The organism is Massilimicrobiota sp. An142, assembly GCF_002160725.1.
GTDB lineage: Bacteria > Bacillota_I > Bacilli_A > Erysipelotrichales > Coprobacillaceae > Allocoprobacillus > Allocoprobacillus merdigallinarum.
Genome location: NZ_NFLD01000010.1, coordinates 52,942 through 73,737 on the forward strand (window position 1 = coordinate 52,942; position 20,796 = coordinate 73,737).

General features: G+C 31.1%; 21 protein-coding genes and 1 other annotated feature. All 21 genes read right to left on the reverse strand.

Features of this window, described 5'->3' with window-relative positions:
* Nucleotides 1-34: 34 nt before the first annotated feature.
* A complete protein-coding gene (locus B5E87_RS06260; RefSeq protein WP_241147140.1) occupies nucleotides 35-709 on the reverse strand; it encodes a site-2 protease family protein in 675 nt (224 codons plus the stop codon).
* A 58-nt stretch (nucleotides 710-767) separates the two neighbouring features.
* Nucleotides 768-1,355: a M23 family metallopeptidase gene (locus tag B5E87_RS06265; protein WP_087244073.1), complete on the reverse strand. Its 588-nt coding sequence runs from the start codon at nucleotides 1,353-1,355 to the stop codon at nucleotides 768-770.
* 44 nt (nucleotides 1,356-1,399) lie between these two features.
* Entirely contained in the window at nucleotides 1,400-2,176 is a 777-nt protein-coding gene (gene minD, locus B5E87_RS06270; RefSeq protein WP_087244074.1) for a septum site-determining protein MinD, read from the reverse strand.
* Nucleotides 2,145-2,735 (reverse strand): hypothetical protein, encoded by a 591-nt coding sequence (locus B5E87_RS06275; RefSeq protein WP_087244075.1) that lies wholly within the window; start codon nucleotides 2,733-2,735, stop codon nucleotides 2,145-2,147. Before B5E87_RS06275 ends, minD begins: the two co-directional genes overlap by 32 nt.
* Entirely contained in the window at nucleotides 2,735-3,256 is a 522-nt protein-coding gene (locus tag B5E87_RS06280; RefSeq protein ID WP_087244076.1) for a rod shape-determining protein MreD, read from the reverse strand. Before B5E87_RS06280 ends, B5E87_RS06275 begins: the two co-directional genes overlap by 1 nt.
* The gene (gene mreC / locus B5E87_RS06285) at nucleotides 3,253-4,110 is read right to left on the reverse strand and encodes a rod shape-determining protein MreC (RefSeq protein WP_087244077.1); all 858 of its coding nucleotides are present in this window, start codon (nucleotides 4,108-4,110) and stop codon (nucleotides 3,253-3,255) included. Before mreC ends, B5E87_RS06280 begins: the two co-directional genes overlap by 4 nt.
* A gap of 96 nt (nucleotides 4,111-4,206) precedes the next feature.
* Nucleotides 4,207-4,884: a RadC family protein gene (gene radC, locus B5E87_RS06290; protein WP_087244078.1), complete on the reverse strand. Its 678-nt coding sequence runs from the start codon at nucleotides 4,882-4,884 to the stop codon at nucleotides 4,207-4,209.
* Entirely contained in the window at nucleotides 4,881-5,237 is a 357-nt protein-coding gene (locus tag B5E87_RS06295) for a hypothetical protein (protein ID WP_087244079.1), read from the reverse strand. Before B5E87_RS06295 ends, radC begins: the two co-directional genes overlap by 4 nt.
* A 68-nt stretch (nucleotides 5,238-5,305) precedes the next feature.
* A complete protein-coding gene (locus B5E87_RS15190; protein ID WP_164483487.1) occupies nucleotides 5,306-5,470 on the reverse strand; it encodes a hypothetical protein in 165 nt (54 codons plus the stop codon).
* Between the two features lie 102 nt (nucleotides 5,471-5,572).
* Nucleotides 5,573-8,194, reverse strand: coding sequence for a valine--tRNA ligase (locus tag B5E87_RS06300; protein ID WP_087244080.1), 2,622 nt, complete (start codon nucleotides 8,192-8,194; stop codon nucleotides 5,573-5,575).
* Nucleotides 8,166-8,849 (reverse strand): DMP19 family protein, encoded by a 684-nt coding sequence (locus B5E87_RS06305; RefSeq protein WP_087244081.1) that lies wholly within the window; start codon nucleotides 8,847-8,849, stop codon nucleotides 8,166-8,168. Before B5E87_RS06305 ends, B5E87_RS06300 begins: the two co-directional genes overlap by 29 nt.
* Nucleotides 8,850-8,882: 33 nt before the next feature.
* Nucleotides 8,883-9,089, reverse strand: a binding site (T-box leader).
* A gap of 30 nt (nucleotides 9,090-9,119) precedes the next feature.
* Nucleotides 9,120-10,025 carry a hypothetical protein gene (locus tag B5E87_RS06310; protein ID WP_087244082.1) on the reverse strand — a complete coding sequence of 302 codons (906 nt, stop codon included), beginning with the start codon at nucleotides 10,023-10,025 and terminating at the stop codon, nucleotides 9,120-9,122.
* A complete protein-coding gene (locus B5E87_RS06315) occupies nucleotides 10,022-10,705 on the reverse strand; it encodes a LysM peptidoglycan-binding domain-containing protein (protein ID WP_087244083.1) in 684 nt (227 codons plus the stop codon). Before B5E87_RS06315 ends, B5E87_RS06310 begins: the two co-directional genes overlap by 4 nt.
* A gap of 95 nt (nucleotides 10,706-10,800) precedes the next feature.
* Nucleotides 10,801-11,109 carry a PTS sugar transporter subunit IIB gene (locus B5E87_RS06320; protein WP_087244084.1) on the reverse strand — a complete coding sequence of 103 codons (309 nt, stop codon included), beginning with the start codon at nucleotides 11,107-11,109 and terminating at the stop codon, nucleotides 10,801-10,803.
* A gap of 162 nt (nucleotides 11,110-11,271) precedes the next feature.
* Nucleotides 11,272-11,862: a ribosome biogenesis GTP-binding protein YihA/YsxC gene (gene yihA / locus B5E87_RS06325; protein ID WP_087244085.1), complete on the reverse strand. Its 591-nt coding sequence runs from the start codon at nucleotides 11,860-11,862 to the stop codon at nucleotides 11,272-11,274.
* Between the two features lie 43 nt (nucleotides 11,863-11,905).
* On the reverse strand, nucleotides 11,906-14,233 hold the full coding sequence (gene lon / locus B5E87_RS06330) for an endopeptidase La (protein ID WP_087244086.1): 2,328 nt from the start codon (nucleotides 14,231-14,233) through the stop codon (nucleotides 11,906-11,908).
* 94 nt (nucleotides 14,234-14,327) lie between these two features.
* Nucleotides 14,328-15,608, reverse strand: a complete 1,281-nt coding sequence (gene tig / locus B5E87_RS06335) for a trigger factor (RefSeq protein ID WP_087244087.1) — start codon at nucleotides 15,606-15,608, stop codon at nucleotides 14,328-14,330.
* A gap of 64 nt (nucleotides 15,609-15,672) precedes the next feature.
* Entirely contained in the window at nucleotides 15,673-16,596 is a 924-nt protein-coding gene (locus tag B5E87_RS06340) for a DUF3196 family protein (protein WP_087244088.1), read from the reverse strand.
* 127 nt (nucleotides 16,597-16,723) lie between these two features.
* Nucleotides 16,724-17,842, reverse strand: coding sequence for a 6-phosphofructokinase (locus B5E87_RS06345; RefSeq protein ID WP_087244089.1), 1,119 nt, complete (start codon nucleotides 17,840-17,842; stop codon nucleotides 16,724-16,726).
* Between the two features lie 117 nt (nucleotides 17,843-17,959).
* The gene (locus B5E87_RS06350) at nucleotides 17,960-18,463 is read right to left on the reverse strand and encodes a Maf family protein (RefSeq protein ID WP_241147141.1); all 504 of its coding nucleotides are present in this window, start codon (nucleotides 18,461-18,463) and stop codon (nucleotides 17,960-17,962) included.
* A gap of 37 nt (nucleotides 18,464-18,500) precedes the next feature.
* Entirely contained in the window at nucleotides 18,501-20,633 is a 2,133-nt protein-coding gene (pnp, locus tag B5E87_RS06355) for a polyribonucleotide nucleotidyltransferase (protein ID WP_087244091.1), read from the reverse strand.
* Nucleotides 20,634-20,796: the final 163 nt, after the last annotated feature.

Below are 20,796 nucleotides of genomic sequence, written 5' to 3' on the forward strand. Positions count from 1 at the left end.
TACCATAACACGTCCAAAAAAACAAGATAATTTCCTATATTTTTCTTTTTTTTATACTTTTTAAAAGCTCTGGTATCATTTCTTTTTCATCTCTCATTTTTTGATCAATAACATAATAATTATGATAACCTCTTCGATATATCAAACAATCATGAACAAGAGGTGGTCGTTGATTAGAAAAAGATGGTATCCTTCCATAATATGTCCTTAAATAAATAAAAATAAACCTATAAAAACAACATAGCTGATAAAAAAGATAGCATAAAATAACAACAGTATTCATTTGCAAATAAAACAAGAAAAGCAAACAATATACAAAAATAGATATTTTTAAAGTCAAAAATAAAGACTTTTTTAGATCCATAATACTTTGTAAAAGTAAGCTTAGAAATCTACCACCATCCAAAGGATAGATAGGTAAAAGATTAAAACACAAAACAAACATATTCATTGTTAATAAAAAATCCTGATAAACACCATGACTTAACATTTGAATTCCTGCATAAATAAACAAATGACTACATGGTCCAGCTAAAACAACACACATTTCTTTCCAGATAGATTGAAAATAAAAATCTTTTAAATACAAATAAGCTCCAAATGGAAGCAATTCTATCTTTTTAATTTGAAAATGAAAATAATATGCCATCAAGAGATGGCATATTTCATGTAAACAAACAATCAATAAAGTTGAAAGATACCATTTCAAATAGCCTCCCAGCCATGAAAAAAGAAAATAAACAAGTGTAATTGGGTGGATAGAAAGTTTATGATATAAGCTCTTCAAATGTTGAATAATCAATTTCCTGTTCACCTTGAGTAAAAACAATCATAACCTGATCTTCATATGTTCCCAATATAGTTGATTCTTCAACCTGGTCATACATACTTACAAAAACATCCTGCATATTTCCAAATGTCACTTCTATGTTATTTTCTAAAAGAATCGTTACATATTTTCCTAATAAATTCTGTTCTCCCACATAGATGACACGTCCCTTGCCAAAATTCAATACTTCGTTAGACTGATTCGTATAATAATTATCTTTGATATGTGTATAATTCATCTTTGATGAAACAGTTGCAGTTTCCTCTTGTCCTTGAAAAGACAATAAATGCTGGTTAATCCATGATGTGACTTTTGAAAACTGCAAATCATTTAATACGTAATCTTTAATATAATCTCCATTAGGACTAACCTTAACATATGCACAAATAGCAATTCCCACAAGTAAAGCAACCATTGCTTTAATCATACCATTATAAATTTTAGAAAAATGACGATCAGTTAAGACAGGATGACGATGCGCCCTTCTCTTCTCCATTCTCCTTCTAATTTCATCAATATCATTCACAAGTTTTCACCTCATTTTAACTTATGAAAGAAAACAAAAAAATATTATCTAAAAAGACGTTCCAGTAGAGGTTTTCTTTTATTTTTTTGAAAAGGAATCTCCTGCCCCTCTAATCGTTTGACAATACGATCAAAACATCGATAAATATTTTCTTTTTTATTCATATAAATAGGCATGCCTTTATTGTTAGCCTCAATCATATCATGTTCTTCATAAACAATTCCAATCAATGGAATTGACAAAATATCGTAGGCTTCTTTAAGTGAAGGACAACGCCCTTTCAAAACATCTGATTCATTATATTTATTGACAAGCATATGTAATTGATCAACACCCTGTTTCAACAATAAGCCTACAACACGATCAGCATCACGTAAAGAAACAGTATCTAGATTGACAACGATAATAGCTTCTTTTGACAAACTACTGGCATATTGAAACCCTTTTTCAATACCAGCAGGACTATCAATCAATATATAATCAAATTCCTGTTTTAACTGTTCTACCATATTGATCATATAATCTAAATTTAAATTTTCAAAAGAAAGCGATTTACACGCAGGCAATAAATATAAAGATTGCATTCGTTTATCTTTAACTAAAATCTGTTGTAAAGAACATTTATTTGAAATAACATCTTTCAAATCAAAAATCACTCTATTTTCTAATCCTAACATGACATCTAAGTTTTTCAAACCAAAATCCGCATCTATTAAACATACTTTTTTATTCATATTGGCTAATGCATAACCCAAATTAATGGTCATACTACTTTTTCCAACACCACCTTTACCCGACGTAATGACTATAGTTCGACACATAATTTTCCTCCTTCGTCAAAATAATCTGGTTATCTTTATAATAAACGCTTGTGAGTGCAGAAGTTGTCAAATCATGTAATGTCTGTTGATTAATTATAATTTGAGCATTTTGAAAATCATGTCCAAATATACGTACATCTTCATTCATTGCGACAATAGTTCCTTTGACTGTATTAAGAAAATAAACATTCTGATAACAATAAACATAACTTCCTGGATTGACGATTCCTAAAAACAATGTTTCATGATCAATGATAATTTCTTCACCATTGTGAAGTTGTTCTTTTCTGATATGGACATGATGAGGTTGTTGATGATATGTCATACCATCAAATAAAACCTTTTCTTTTTGCATCAGTAAATCCATCAAAGAATGAACTTCATCAATTGCTAAAACTCGACAGCCAAAATCAAAAAAAGCTCTTGGATAGTACCCCTCCTGTTGAAATAGGGGTTGCTCCAAAAGCTGATTCAAATCATCTAAAAACTGCTGAAATGTACAATTCTCATTGACTTTCATAACCAGTATTCCATTAATTCCTTTGACTTCAATATTCATTATTTCACCTCAATTTTCACTTTATTGTAGATCCAATAAATGATAACTGATAAAACAGCATTCAAAAGTAGTGTTGGTAATAATTGCATAACTACAAATGAAACCATTGGATATCTTGTCATATTGGTAATCCACATCAACCAATATACAATACATTCCTGGGCGAATATTGTCAAAACACAAAAAATTGTAGATTCAACAATATTTAATGTGTCTAATTTAAACAAATATGAACGAACAAAGGCGATTAAACAATAAATAAGAATATATATGGCTAAAGAATTTGCATAGACAACAGAATAATAAAGACCACATATGGTTGCAAAGAAATAACGTTCTGCACCGTCTATTGTCCTCACTAATAAAGCAAACATCATTAAACCTAAGTATGGTGTGATGGTTATTCCGGTTTTAGTGAAATTATAGGGCAAGAAATAATGAATTGTACTATCGACTACAAAACATAAAAAAACGACTAAAAAACATTTGACTAGATAGCTATCTTGGACACGTTTTCTCATTCTTCATTCACCCTTTGAACAACAGCAACATCATTAAGAGCGTCAAAATCCACACTAGGTGTGACATCACAAACAGACTCAGTTGCATCATCACCAGTCGCATAATTTTCTACTGTTCCAACTAAAATACCTTTTGGACTCTTTCCTTTTCCACCTAGACCACTTGTTACAACCTTAGCATCTTTTTCAATTGTTTCAACATCACTTAGCAAAGTAATAGAATATTTATGCGTATTAATATTATAACGATTTAATAATCCATAGTATTCCTCATCACCACTTAAAATCATAACTGGCAATTGTGACTTGGATGTTTCACTTGATAATAAAGTGACTGTTGAAGAAATTTCACTGACACTTGTAATTGTCCCAATCATTCCCTGAGCATTGACTACTGCCATACCTTCCTGTACACCAGAAATTTTCCCTAAATTAATAGTGACCTGATTATTCCAGTTTTGAGCATCTCTAGCAATCACATTTGTATATTTTACCTGATATTCAGTAGGTAGATGATCAATATCCATAATTTCTTTTAAATCATTTAATTCATTTGTTAAAACTTCATTCATTGCACTCTCACGAGCCAAATTATCTAATTGTTCCTTGAGCTTTGCATTTTCTTCATAAACATCTTTTAAATCATTATATTCTTCAAATAATCCTGTTACATATTGAATAGGCGCTTTAATAATATAATATTCTAAATTTGCAATTGTATCTTTAAAAATAATTTCTATACTTGAAGCAGAACGACTGGTTACAAGTGTTAATACTGAAAATGAAACCAGTACAACTGTTATAATAACGATTCTTCTTTTTTGTTTTGTCCATTTATTACCTTTTCTATACAAAGATACCACCTCTTATCATTCATACATTATAATATCTCAATATAAAAAAAGCAATTCGTAAAAAACAATTTATCAAATTCCTATATTTTCACATCTTTATTCATAAAAAAACAATTGTTTTGCCATAATACTATAAAATTGATTCCACCCAACCACAATATGATCTATGACTTCAATTGACATCATTTGTCCTAATTTTTGAAACTGTTCTGTCATAAGCAAGTCTTCTTCACTAGGCAATGCATCTCCACTTGGATGGTTGTGTACTAAAACAATTTTTGCACTGCTTATAGCGATAGCTTCTTTAAAGACTTCTCTAGGCGTGACAACACTCATATTTAATGAGCCAATAAAAATGGTTTTTTCTTTGATGACTTTATTTTTATTATCTAAACAGAGCAACAGGAAATGTTCTTGCTTTAAAAACATCAACTGGTTATGTACTCTTCCAAAAATATCATAAGGATTGAGTAATGGCTTCTCTATTGATGAAACATCTTTTAATCTTTTAGCAATTTCTATAATACTCAATATTTCAATTGCTTTTGCTTGCTTAATTCCCTTCAAAGCAATCAAATCTGCATAAGTAACCGTCGATAGATTTGCAAAACCTCCAATTTCCGTTAATAGACGTTGTGACAATTGAATCACCGATTCATTTTTATGCCCAGTTCTTAATATCAGTGCCAATAATTCTACATTATTCAATGTTTCAATACCATATGTTAATGCTTTTTCACGTGGATTTTCTTCTAATGGTAATGTCTTAATCATAGATCATCACCTTTCGATAAAGAATCCAATAACATTTCATTTGTGGTAGATGTTGGCACAATATAAGTTTTCATGATTCCTTTTACCTGTGTAGCATGTTTTTCTATATCTTCTTTTTTTTCACTAATCATTGATAATACATAATATTGGTCATTTTTTGTATAGGTATATCCTTCGATTCCCATTTCTTTCAATTCAGCTAATTTTTCATCTTTATTACTTGCTTCCTTATAAATACCAACCTGATATGCATAAAGTGTCTTTTGTCCTAGAGAGCATCCATATGTAAAAATAAACATAAATGCCAAAGAACAAACAACTGCAAAAATAACAACTTTCCATTCAAACTTCATTTTAATCACCCTTTCTAATCTATGCTATAACATATAAAAATATGAAAGGCAAATTGCCTTTCATATTACTAATCTCTCCATTCAATACTGATGAGTCTTGGAATTGAAATTCTTCCCTTCTTCGATTTAATAATTTTATACGCTGCAGCACCTAATATCAAATAGAGTAATGCAGTCGCAATTAAACCTCCACCTTGAATTTCACATTGCTGTTGTACGGTTAATTCTTTCATGCTGACCCTTCCTTTCATCAGTAGCCCCTAATTATTATATATACATTTTTTTCAATTTTTTCTTCTTAAAAACGAAAAAAAGTGAAATTTTTCAATTTCACTTTACATCATATTCAATTTATCTTTCATCGCATTATACTTTGATTGATAATCAGCTAATTTCTTTCTTTCCTGTTCAACTTTTTGAGCAGGTGCTTTTTGAACAAAGTTTGGATTAGAAAGCATAGATTCACAACGTTTAATTTCGTTTTCTAGCTTTTTGATTTCATCTTCCATCTTTTTCTTTTCTGCTTCCAAATCAATATAATCACCTAATTCAATAATCAAAGCATTACCACCTTTGATCATTTCTGTTGCTACATTTGAAGATGTTTCAACATTATAACCAAAGCAACGCGCATGACAAAGTTTATAAATATATGGTGAAAGATTTTCAAGTAAGCTTTCAAGCTGAGTATCCTGTGTTTGAATAGAATATGCAATTTCAATAGCATTTTTAATGACATATTGAGCTCTTAAATTTCTAATACCTTTAATGATATCAATTAAGTAAACAAATTGATCCTGAATTTGTTCATTATTGAATCTATCATTAATAGTAGGCCATTTCGCAATACAAATAGATTCTTCTATATGTGGAATAGATTGATAAATTTCTTCTGTCACAAAAGGCATAAATGGATGTAATAATCTTACAATTGCATTCAATACATAAACCAATGTATTTTGTGTTGCTTTCTTTTCAATGTCATTATCACTATTTAAATGAACCTTAGACAATTCAATATACCATGAACAGAAATCATCCCAAATAAAATTATAAAGTTCACTACCTACATTAACAAATTCAAATTTATCCATGTTTTCATCAACAGAAGCAATCACTTCATTTAAACGATTGAGAATCCATTGATCAGCTAAATTTAAATGATCAAATGATAAATCCTGATATAACATATTTTCATCAATATTCATTAAAACAAATCTAGCAGAATTCCATATTTTATTAATAAAATTCCATGCAGCATCTAATTTTTCAGGAATATATCTTAAATCCATACCAGGTGCAGAGTTTGTTGTTAAAAAGAATCTTAATGTATCAGCACCATATTGGTCAATAACATCCATAGGATCAACACCATTACCTAAAGATTTAGACATCTTTCTTCCTTGCTCATCACGAATCAAACCATGAATCAGAACATTTTTAAATGGTCTTTGGCCAGTAAATTCTAATGATTGGAAAATCATACGAGAAACCCAGAAAAAGATAATGTCATAACCTGTGACTAATGTGTCAGTTGGGAAATAACGTTGATAGAGTTCACTCTCTTTATTTGGCCAACCCATTGTTGAAAATGGCCATAAAGCACTTGAAAACCATGTATCAAGAACATCTTCATCCTGTTTCCAGTTTTCAATATCTGCAGGTGGATTTTTACCCACATAGATTTCTCCTGTTTCTTTATGATACCATGCAGGAATCTGATGTCCCCACCATAATTGACGTGAAATACACCAATCTTCAATATTTTCCATCCATTGTTTAAATGTTTTTTCAAAACGAGGTGGCACAAAAGAAACCTTAGAATCTTTTAATTGATTCTCTAATGCCGCATTAGCAAGTGGTTTCATCTTGACAAACCATTGTTTTGATAAGTATGGCTCAACAATAGCATGACTACGTTCAGAATGTCCAACCTGATGCATATGTTTTTCAATATGATCAACAACACCTCTTGCTTCAAAATCTTTGACTAAAGCTTCACGGCATTCAAAACGGTCCATCCCTTGATATTGACCACATAATTCATTCATTGTACCATCATCATTCATACATTTTGGCATCGCTAAATGGTATTTTTTTGCTAAAGCAAAGTCATTAGGGTCATGAGCTGGTGTACATTTCATAACAGCTGTTCCAAAACTCATGTCAATGTAGCTGTCTGCCATAATTGGTAAAGATTCACCATTCGCAGGATTAATTGCATGTTTTCCAACCAAATGCTGATATCTTTCATCATCTGGATGAACAAAAATCGCTTGATCGGCAAACATTGTTTCAGGACGTGTTGTCGCAATAATCAATTTTTCACCTGTTTCAACAACTTCATAATTGAAATAATACATATGTCCTTCAATTTCTTTATGGATAACTTCAATATTTGATAAAGCTGTACGTTGAACTGGATCCCAGTTAATAATACGTTCTCCCTGATAAATATAACCTTTTTCATATAGCGTTACAAAAACAGTTTTAACCGCTTCGCTTAATCCTTCATCCAAAGTAAAACGTTCTTTTGTATAATCTAATGATAACCCTAATTTTTCCCATTGGCTACGAATAATAGAAGCATATTCTTCTTTCCATGACCGAGCTTTTTCTAAGAATTTTTCTCTGCCCAAATCATAGCGAGAAACACCTTCTTCTCTTAAACGTGCTTCTACTTTTGCTTGTGTTGCAATACCCGCATGATCCATACCAGGCAACCATAATGCATCATAACCTTGCATTCTTTTATAACGAATAATCATATCTTGTAAAGTTGTATCCCAAGCATGACCTAAATGAAGTTTCCCCGTTACATTAGGTGGTGGAATAACAATACTATATGGTTTCTTAGAAGTATCTCCCGCTTCAAAATAGTGATGATCTAACCACGTTTTGTATTTTCCTTCTTCTACACTTTTATGATTATATTTCGTCGCTAATTCTTTTTTCATCGATTTCATCTCCCTCTTTATCTTCGTCAGGAATATCTGTATCATAAAAATCTTCTTTATGATCTAAAACATATTGTGTTAACTTTTCTCCTAGGTTTGTGGTACTGACAAGTGTCACAAATTCATTTGTAAAATCTGAAAAATTATATCTTGAATAATCTCCCATTTCTGGATCATCTTCATCATCTTCTTCATCATTCTCAATAATTTCTGCAAAACGTCTTGCTGCTTTCATTAAATCAGCAATTTCATGTGCACCAACTCTTTCAAAAATATCAACTACCATTGGTACATATGGTTGACTCGCTGGACTTAAAAAGAAACTATGTAAAGATGCATTACGACCTTCTAAAGAAGATGTAATCATATAAATACCATAAACAGTTCTCTCACTTTCATTCATTTTTTCAAAATAATGATCAAAATCATCATTTTCTTTTCTCATACAATGAAACAATGCTGCCGCAGTCACATCTTCTCTTGGACATGTTTCTAAGACTCCAGGTCTTAAATATGAATATCTCTCTTTTTTAGCTTCATATTCCATCGCAGCTTTTTGACGATGTGCCCTATTTTCATTAACTCTTTTTTTAAAGAAAAAACCTAAAAAGCAAAGTGCAAAAATAAATAATCCCCAGACAATATAATTAGCCATTTCTTCTCCTCCTTTAATAAAAAAGAACATTCGCATAAGGACGAATGTTCGTGGTACCACCTTAATTCATATACAATCTGTATACCTCATAAACCTTAACGCAGTTATACGTGTTTACCTACTTCAATATTCAGAAAACAAACTCCAAGGCTACCTTCCATTTCTTCTTCTATCTCTTCACACCAACCAGAGATTCTCTTTAAGAATACAAAATGTACTCCTCCTCTTCAACGTCTATTATATTCTAACAAACCTGACTATCAAAGTCAATTATAACTGTGTAATAAAATCATGAATTGAATCTAAATAATATAATAAGCGTGAAAGCTTAATAATGTTATCAATTTCGTCATGTTCTAATTGAATAATAGGCACAATATTCATTAAACAGCAAAGTAATAATTTTTCTTCTTCTCTTAATTCAAACTTTTTCAAATAGGATTGACTCAAACAATCCAAATCAAAAAGAATATCTGGTATTTTTTGATACATATCAAATATATCATAAATGGGTAAATCCATTTCCAGATAATCAAGTGATATTAAACATTTAGATTTCAGTGAAATATGTTGATAATCAAAATTTTTATATGTGATACAAATACGAATAGATCGACAATTTTGAACACAATTCATATACTGTGATAAATATTGACGTGCTAAACATAGCGCATCATAGATACGATAATAATTCATAACAAGCAGCCATTGACTAGGTGAACGGTAAAGCTCATTTTCATAATTGGTAATCATCTGTTCATAATAAGCCATACGTTCCTGAATCACTTTTAAAACATCATTTTCAAGTGTATGAAAATATTGCTGATTGACTTTCATATCATAAAAACTATGACCATGGAGATAAGCCAGTGTTTCAAAATAAAATTGAATTTTCATTTCCTTAAGATGTTGTGAACCACTTTCAATAAACGGCATAAGATAAAGATATTGTTGCTGATAGGAAGTCAGATATTCATGATGATCATTCGGTATGATATGAACAAAACAAGATAAATTCAATGTTTCAATAGAATCATACATATTCTGTAATGATTTCTGTGATGTGATTTTTGCAACATAATATCCTTCTTCACATTTTAATTTAAAAACATGTGAACTTAACTTAATTTCACCAATAACATGAAGTCCATAGTTTTTTAAAATAATTTCCTTCATATCATATATGGAATAATAACGATTGTTCCCTGGGTTAAAGAACGCTCATGATTGTACTGCTTAAGAGCATATTCATCTACTTTATAATGTCTAGCAATAGTTTCATAGCTATCACCGTCTTGAACAACATAAAAATAATATGTGCCTAAATCTTCATCATTATTGACATCTTCACTTTCTTGAACAGGCATATCAACTTGTTTATCTTCCAATGGCCTTGTCTGTTGAATTGTCACTTCCTTTGTTTCAGGAATAACATCCACAATTTTTTCTTCTTCACGTAAAAGCTTCTCAATCTCTTCTGCAGGATTCATTTCTTCATTTCTCGTCACTGTATCAACAACACGATCTTCATCATCCAATACCCCATATACATAAGCCTGTATAACCAATGACAAATTACCATCAACAAGATGATAATCAAAATCCTCTACTTTCACATGAAAATCTCTTTTATCTGTAATCTTTTCAAATAATGCGAAAATATCTAAATCTATCGTTTCATGAAATTGATGTTTTTCCTGTGTATCTTTATATTCACCATTAATCATAATACTACCAACCGCACGCATTCCATTTGTTTCCATCTTATAACGAATAGATTCATCAACAGATATCGAAATTAATTCATGAAGCTGATGATTCAAATCAACCATTTTTTTAAAATATATCTTTTGCATACAATCCCTCCTATCAAACTGTATGCATAAAATTGAAGAATATGAATAAGAGAAACTTTGACAATAAAAAAAGTAGAGCTTTTGTCTCTACTTCATTATTGATTTTTTTCAAGTATTGCTAATGCCTGTTTTAAAACAGATTGACCATTCATCATTCCATAATCTTTCATATCTATATGAGCAACTGGAACCCCAGGTGCTTCAGATTCAATTTTACGTTGAGCATAACGTACTTGAGGTCCTAATAAAATAATATCTGTTCGATTGGCATTAGCTTTCACCTCATTAGCACCAACAGCCCAAATTTCTGCCTCTATACCTTGTTCTAAAGCTGCTTTCTTCATCTTTTCAACAAGTAAACTTGTAGACATACCAGAAGCACAGCATAACATAATACGTATCATTTTTCTTCCCCCTCCCTATATCTATTATACAAAAAATGAAAAGATTTGTTAAGAGCGAGATTATTTGTTATAGCATATGAAAAAATAGGTATTATTGTGTAAAGTTTATTCCTTGCCTCTTTCATCACTTAATTTTAAAATAATTATTTTCAATCAATATTTTTAGAGTTCACATAGTTGAAAAATAGATTGCCATAATTCGTCAATTCCAACTTTATTTAGACTTGAAAAACGAACAAACAGATCCCCTTCTTGAAAATCCAAAGTTTCTTTAATACGTTTTTCATTTTTCTTTAAATCATTTCGTTTTAACTTATCTTCCTTAGTCGCCACAACAATAACAGGAATCTGATAATATTTAGCATACTGATACATTTGAACATCATCATGAGTCGGCTTATGTCGATAATCCACAATTAAAATTAAGCCTTTTAACAAATCACGTTCTCTTAAATATGTATCAATCATATCTGCAAAGCTTTCTTTTATAGCATCACTGACTTTCGCATAGCCATAACCAGGAACATCTACCAAACAGATTTCATCATTAATATTAAAGAAATTTAAAGTACGTGTTTTACCCGGTGTTGAAGAAACTTTTGCTAATTTTTGATGATTCGTCAACGTATTAATTAAGCTTGATTTACCGACATTACTGCGTCCGGCTAAACAAACTTCTGGTAATTGATGATCTGGCCATTGTGATTTCCATGCTGCACAGAGCAAAAACTGTGCTTTGTTTACCTTATACATATCTTTCTCCTTTCAAAAAAAGCTGCTGATTCAATCAGCAGCTTTATTGTTTCACTAAAGCATTTTCTAAAACAGTATCAATGTTATCTGCTAATATAATATTCAAATCATTTTGAACTGATTCAGGAATATCATCAATATCCTTTTCATTATCTTTAGGAATAATGATTGTACGAATACCACTACGATGTGCAGAAATTGATTTTTCTTTAAGTCCACCAATTGGTAATACTTGTCCTCTTAATGTAATTTCACCTGTCATAGCAACGTCATCACGAACAGGACGATTGCTAAAGGCAGATAAGATTGCTGTTGTTAAAGTCACACCAGCACTTGGTCCATCTTTTTTGACTGCTCCCTCTGGAACATGAATATGAATATCTTGCTTATCAAAAGCAATGTTTTCTAATCCATATTTTTGAGAATTTGCTTTCATGTAATCTAATGCAATAGAAGCAGATTCTTTCATAACATCACCAAGCTGTCCAGTAATAATAAATTTACCACTACCAGCAAAATGATTAACTTCAATTGGTAAAATATCTCCACCATATTGCGTATATGCCATTCCAGTAACAACACCTACTTGTGGCTTATCTAATTTTTTAGTATGTTCAAATGGTGCTTTACCAAGATATTCTTCTAAATCTTCAACATTTAATGTAAGCATTAAAGACTGATCTTTTAAGATTTTTAAAACAGCTTTTCGACAGATTTTAGCAATTAAACGTTCTAATTGTCTAACTCCTGCTTCACGTGTATAATGACGAATCACATACATGAATGCATCATCTGATATATGAAGCTGTTCATCTTTTAAACCATGAACTTTACATTCTTTTTTCAATAAATGTCTTTTAGCAATTTCTAATTTTTCTTGTTCTGTATATGAAGATATCTCAATGATTTCAAGTCTATCTCTTAATGGATCAGGAATACTTCCAAGATCATTTGCAGTTGCGATGAATAAAACTTTTGATAAATCATAAGGTTCTTCTAAATAATTATCAGAGAAGAATTGGTTTTGTTCTGGATCAAGAACTTCAAGCATTGCACTTGTTGGATCACCTTTATAATCACTAGACATTTTATCAATTTCATCTAATAAGAAAACCGGGTTCACAACACCTGCTTTTTTCATTCCTTGAATAATTCTTCCAGGCATAGAACCTAAATAAGTTCTACGATGTCCTCTAATTTCAGCTTCATCTCTTACTCCACCTAATGAAGCTTTTACAAATTTTCTACCTAATGCTCTTGCAATAGATTTAGAAATAGAAGTTTTCCCTACTCCTGGAGGACCAACCAAACAAATAATTGGAGCATTTAAAGACTGAGTCATTTGTTTAACAGCTAAGTGTTCCACAATTCTTTCTTTTGGTTTTTCTAATCCAAAATGATCTTCATCAAGAATTCTTTCTACTTCATTGATATCTTGTGTATCTTCAGTTTCTTGATACCAAGGTGTTTTCATAACCCAATCAATATAAGTTCTCACAACATTGGCTTCAGAAGAAGCAGGTGGCATCATATCATATCGTTTTAATTCTTCTTCAATCTTATCTTTGATATGTTGAGGATAAGGTTTTGATTGAATTTCTTCACGAATATAATCTGTATCATCTTCTTTACTAGGTGTATCACCAAGTTCTTCTTTAATTGCACGTAATTTTTCTCTTAAATAATATTCTCTTTGATTTTCATCAATACTTTCTTTGACTTTAAGATTAATTTTTTCTTCTATTTCATTAATTGTCTTTTCTTCTTCCATGCTTGCAAGAACTAATAATAAACGTTTATTAATATCACATTCAGCTAAAATAGCTTGTTTTGTTTTTAATTCGACATTAATATATTGTCCTATTGTATCAGCTAATGCACTTGCACTCATGCCCTGTGACAAACTCGCAAAAACTTCACGAGGGAAAACCTGAAGATTTTTATGCATTGTCTGCATCTGATCTGTTAATTTTCTAACTAACGCAATTTCTTCAGCACGGTCACCATGAATATCTTCAAGATATTTTGTTTTTGCAAAAAGACAACCATCTCTTTCTTCAAGATTTAAAATTTCTATTCTTTTTTGACCTTCAACAGTCAATTTGATTGTTCCATGATTATCTCTTTTGATTCTTCTTTTAATTTTGCATAATGTTCCATAATGATAAACATGATCAAAATCTGTATTTTCATCAAGTGGATTTGTTTGAGAAATAAAAACAACGTTTTCATCAAATTCATTCACACTTAATTCAATTGCTTTAAGGCTAAAACTTCTTCCTACATCTAAAGAAATTTCATGAGAGGGAAAAACAACCATCCCTCTAGTACAAATGACAGGTAAATCAACGACAATATCTAATTCATCCATAATTCATGACCTCCTTTGTATTTTCATTATTATATATAATAATGAGTCACTTGTCTATTCATTTGTTTTAATAAAACAAGACGCTTGAAGCGTCTTATTTTACATTATCTTTAATCAATTGAACAGCTTTACGAGTAGCTAAATCATTTCTAATTTGTCCTAACTGTCCTTCAAAGAGTTTTTTCACTTCGTCGAATTCTCTTCCATAGTAAGTTGCAATTTCTTTGATTTCGTCATCAACTTCATCATCGCTTACTTCGATATTTTCAGCTTTAACAATTTCAGATAAAATCAAATTAAATTTCACACGTTTTTCAGCTTGTTCTCTCATTTCAGCTTTCATATCATCAAGTGTTTTACCAGTTAATTGTTGGAATAAATCCATTGTTAAACCTTGTTGAGATAAATTTTGTTCAACTTCTCTTAACATTTGTTGAAGTTCTGTTTCAATCATTGCATCAGGAACTTCAAGTGGTGTATTTTCAATAACAGCATTGAAAATATCATCACTGAATTTTGCTTCAGCTTCATTTTGTTTTCTGTTTTTGATTTGTTCTTTTGTATAAGTTTCTAAATCAGCTAAAGTTTCAATACCATCAACATTAACATCTTTTGCTAATTCATCATCAATTTCAGGTAAAACTTTTGATTTAATTTCATGAACTTTAACTTTGAAAGTTGCTTTTTGTCCAGCTAAATCAACAGCCTGATAATTTTCTGGGAAAGTGACTTCAATTTCTTTTTCTTCACCAACACCCATACCAATTAATTGTTCTTCGAAACCAGGAATGAATGATCCTGAACCAATTTCTAATGGATGGTTTTCACCTTTTCCACCTTCGAAAGCAACACCATCTTTAAATCCTTCAAAGTCAATAACAGCTGTATCACCGTTTTCAACTTGACCATCTTCTTTTATAACTAATTCAGCAAATTGATTTTGATAATTCTTTAATTCAGCTTCAATTTCTTTCTTTGTAACTTTAACTTGTGTCTTTTTCACTTCTAAACCTTTGTACTGCCCTAATTGTACTTCTGGAGCAACTGGTGCAGTTACAGTTAATTTAAGAACATCTTCTGAAATTTCATCAATTTTCACTTCAGGTTGTCCTACTGGACGAATATCATTGTCCAATAAAATACCTGAATAATTTTGTTGTAAAATCATATCAGTTGCTTCTTCTAAAATAGTTCCTTTTCCAAGTCTTGCTTTGACCATTTGTTTAGGTACATGACCTTTTCTAAAACCATCAATCTTAACTTGTTTTGCTAATTTGTCTAATGCTTTTTCTTGAGCTTTTTTCCATTCTTCAGTTGTGAAAGTCACTTTAACTTCCATCATAGATTTTTCAAGTTTATTACAAACTGTTTCCATTTATACTTCCTCCATTATTTCAACACGCTTATTATACATGAAACAATTACATAATGCAACTATTTTAACACTCAACTTGTTTGAGTGCTAAAATTTGTTCTTCAATTGCTTCTAAATCACAATAATATAAAATTTCTAATTCTGACAAGTCAACATCTATAGAGAGTAATGTTGCCACATAATAATGAATTGAGGCTGCCCAGACATTATAATCCATTTCATCAATTTCCTGTGGATAGAAAGAATACAGTAAATATTCCAAATATTCCTGACACTGTTCAAAAAGTGATGGATTATCACTTTCTAATGCATTTTCAAGATACTTTAAAATACCTGTATAAGCAAGCTGATCTAATACCATTGGCATATAGCTTGGATTAAAACTATAAATCTGACCAAACTTCTCAACTTCCATTTCTTCATCAACCTGTTGATCGATCATAATTTCCATCAATAAAGTCTTTGCAAAAAAATGTTTATTTGGATCCATCAAATAAGTTTTAATTGTAGGAATAATCATACGAACATTCAATTGCTGTAATTGATCAAGTGCCATATACAACAAATCTTCATTACAATCTTTTTTGTTTAACAATTGATTAATTTCTTCTATTGAAAAAATTTGATTTTTATTTTCAACTTCATATCGGGCTTCCTGCTTTTCAAGCAAAATTTCATCATAAGCCGTATTAAACAAAGTTTCATATTGATAAGGTATATAAGGCATAGATAATTCTTCAATTAATAAATCTATTGCTTCTTCATACTCACCCAATTCTTTTAATGCCATGATGTACATAGATATAACATCATAATATGTTTCTTTTGCTAAAGCCTTTGCATGAGCGCCTTCATATTTTGCTTTTTCAAATTCACCCAACCCGATGAAACAAACGAGTCTTAAATATCTTGTTTTTTCATCATTCATATCATGAAGCTGATTTAAAGCTTGAAGATATTCACCATTTTCAATCAACTCTTCAATCAATTTTATCCCTCCTTTTGACTTGTACGAGATATTCTATCAAAATTTAAATATTTAAGCAAATTATTTTTACATATTTTATCATTCTACAAAAAACTGTTATACACAAACATGTATAACAGCCCTTATGTTATTCATCACCAAAGCAAACACCAACAGCTTTAGCAGCACGAACCAATTCACCATTTGGATCGACACGTTTTTGTTTACCGAATTTAGCATCACCAATAACTTCTTCTAATGATGTATAATCCATATTTTCTCCATGAAGAGTCACAACATTACCAAATAGTCCTTCATCAATCAATTCACATGCTTTAACTCCAAAACGAATAGATAAAATACGATCATAAGGAGTAATATCTCCACCACGGATAATATGTCCTGGATTAACAGAACGTACTTCATGATTTGGAATCACTTTTTCTAAATCATCCGCTACTTTTGCAGCCAAACCACTATAACGTACTGGATCAGGTGAATCTTCTACAATTTTACCAATGACTTTTGTACCATCAGCATATTTTGCTCCTTCAGCTACTGCAATAACAGTATAAGGCAATCCCTGTTCATCACGTTTAGCAATATGTTTAGCAATATTTTCAATCGTAAATGGAATTTCTGGAATTAAACAAACACCAGCATTTCCAGCAAGTCCTGCATATAAAGCAATCCATCCTGCATCTCTTCCCATTAATTCACAGCAAATAACACGATGATGAGATTTAGCAGTTGTCTGTAAACGATCAATAAATTCAGTTCCTACACTCATTGCACTGATGAAACCATATGTAAGGTCTGTACTAGATAAATCATTATCCATAGTTTTAGGAACTCCAATAACATTAACACCTTTTCTTGAAAAATCTCTAGCACTTGTTAGCGTTCCATCTCCACCTAAAACAACAAGAACATCAACACCAGCTTTTTTCAAGTTTTCTACACCAACATCACTGACATCTTTTTTAACTTTTCCACCTTTTCCATCATCTACCAAATAGTCAAAAAGATTATCTTTATTAGAACTATATAAAATAGTTCCACCTTCCTTATAGATGTTTTCAACTTTTTCTTCTGTTAATTCAATATAGTTATTGTTATATAAACCACGGTATCCATAAACATAACCTATAACTTCCCATCCATATTTATGAATAGCTGTTTTTGTAATTGTTCTAATTACTGCATTTAATCCTGGACAGTCACCACCACCAGAAAGTAATGCTATTCTTTTCACTTTCTTTTCCATATCATTATCCTCCACATTTATTTTCCATTCTTCATTATAATAAAAATCATCACAGAAAACAACAAAAAATGAATCCGTTTACAAAATTTCGTATAAAATAAGAAGTTAAAGATGTTTTCATTGTTTTAAACATTCTTTAACTTTTGTTATAGGTAAACCAATGACATTATCACGATCACCAACAATATAATCAACAAATACACTAGCTTTCCCCTGAATACCATAAGCGCCTGCTTTTCCCATCCATTCATTGGAATCTAAATAATCATCAATCATCGCAGTTATATCTTTAAAAAAGACTTGTGTTTTTTCACAAAATGTTTTTAAATCATTTCCCATATATATGGCAACTCCTGTATAAACATCATGACGATGATGAGATAGACGCATCAATATTTCATAAGCTTCCTGACGATCATGTGGTTTACCAATGACACAATGATCAAAATAAACCACTGTGTCTGCAGCAATAACAATATCGTGAGGATATTTTTGATGAATAGGATATGCTTTACGCATCGCTAAATCACATAAACGTTTTTCAATAGGTAATGAATCATCTAGTGTTTCATCAATAAAAGAAGCATCAACTTTAAAGTCAATGCCTTCTCTTTCAAGCAATTCTTTTCTCCTAGGAGAAGTGCTTGCTAAAATAATTTTACTCATGGTCTTTCTTTTCTTCTTTATGTATTGGTTTAGGAAGCAATGCTTTACGAGAAACATTGACACCCTTATCAGTAATCTTAGTTACTTTGACTTTAATGATATCACCTATTTTTAAAACATCAGAAGCTTTATTGATACGTTCATGAGCAATATCTCCAACATGTAAGAAACCATTTGTTCCTTCAAATAATTCTACAAAAGCAAATTTATCTTCAACACGAACAACTTTTCCATCATAAATTTCCCCAACTTCTGCTCTTCTTACAATATTTTCAATAAGTTTAGCAGCAGTTTCAATAGCTTCCTGATCATAATGATAAATTGTTACACGACCATCTTGTTCGATATCAATTTTAACATCATTAGATTTTTCAATGATTTCATTAATTGTTTTACCACCAGTTCCAATAACATCTTTAATTTGATCTGGTTCAATTTTCATCATATAGACTTTTGGTGCATATGGACTCAAATGATCTCTTGGTTCACTAATAGCATTCATCATACATTCCATAATCTGCTGACGTCCTACTTTCGCTTGCGCTAAGGCTTCTTGTAAGATTTCTTTTGTGATTCCATCAATCTTGATATCCATCTGTAAAGCACAGATACCATTTTTTGTTCCAGCGACTTTAAAATCCATATCTCCTAAATGATCTTCCATTCCCTGAATATCTGTTAAGATTGTATAATCATTGCCTTTTTTTACAAGTCCCATTGCAACACCACTAACCGGATTACTAATTGGAACACCAGCAGCCATTAATGCCATAGATGATGCACAAATAGAAGCTTGTGATGAAGAACCATTAGATTCTAAAACTTCAGAAACAACACGAATTGTATATGGGAATTCTTCTTCGCTTGGAATAACCTGAGCTAAGGCTCTTTCACCTAAAGCACCGTGTCCAATTTCACGACGACCAGGCGCACCCATTCTACCTGTTTCACCAACAGAATATGGTGGGAAATTATAGTGATGCATAAAACGTTTTTGATCTTCTAAACCTAAACCATCAATTTTTTGATGTTCTCCTAAAGCACCTAATGTACATACAGAAAGCACTTGTGTTTCACCACGTGTAAACAAAGCAGAACCATGTACTCTAGGAAGTAAATCAACTTGTGCATCCAATGGACGAACTTCATCAATTTTACGTCCATCAGGTCGAATCTTATCTTCTGTGATTAATCTTCTTACTTCATCTTTTTCTAAATCATGTAAAACGATTTTAACCTGTTTAATAACAGCTTCCTGTTCTTTTGAATCAGCATATTCTCTAGCTTCAAATAAAGCGACAACTTCATCATTGATTTCATCAATAGCTCCATATCTTTCTAATTTACCAGGAATAGAAACTGCCTGAATCATTCTCTCTTTAGCTAAAGATTCTACTTCTTTTACAATATTTTCATCTAATTCAAACAAAGGAATTTCAATTTTTTCCTTACCATATAAAGCCACAATTTCTTCTTCAAAAGCAATTAACTGCTTAATAGCCTCATGACCAAATAATAATGCATTTAACATTGTTTCTTCATCAACTTCTTTAGCATCAGCTTCAACCATGTTAATAGCTTCTTTAGTCCCAGCAACTTCTAGATTAATTAAACTTCTTTCCATCTCTTCAGGACCAGCATTGATTGTAAACTGTCCATCAATCAAACCAACATTCACACCTGCAATTGGTCCATTGAATGGAATATCAGATAAACATAAAGCTAGTGATGCTCCAAGCATCGCTGCCATTTCTGGTGACGCATTCTGATCCACTGATAAAACAGTATTCACAACTTGAACTTCATTTCTAAATCCATCAGCAAATAATGGACGAATAGGACGATCAATCATACGTGCCGTTAATGTTCCATGTTCACTAGGACGCCCTTCTCTCTTTAAAAATCCTCCTGGGATTTTCCCAACTGAATATAATTTTTCTTCATATGTTACTGTTAATGGAAAAAAGTCTACGTCTTTAGGCTCTTTTCCAGCCACTGCAGTAGATAAAATCACTGTATCATCATATCTTACTAAAACGGAACCATTAGCCTGCTTAGCAAGTTCACCTGTTTCAACAGTTATTGTTTTCCCATAAAACTCTAAACTCATTACATGTTTTGACATATTATATTTTTCACCTCATTCATTATCTTTGTCATTATAGCATATTTTACAGTAATAACAAATCATTTCTTTATCATATTTTACACAGATATCCATAAAAAAAGATGACCGAAGTCATCTTTTCACTATTTATGCTTTGATAATTCCTTATCCTTCATTTCTT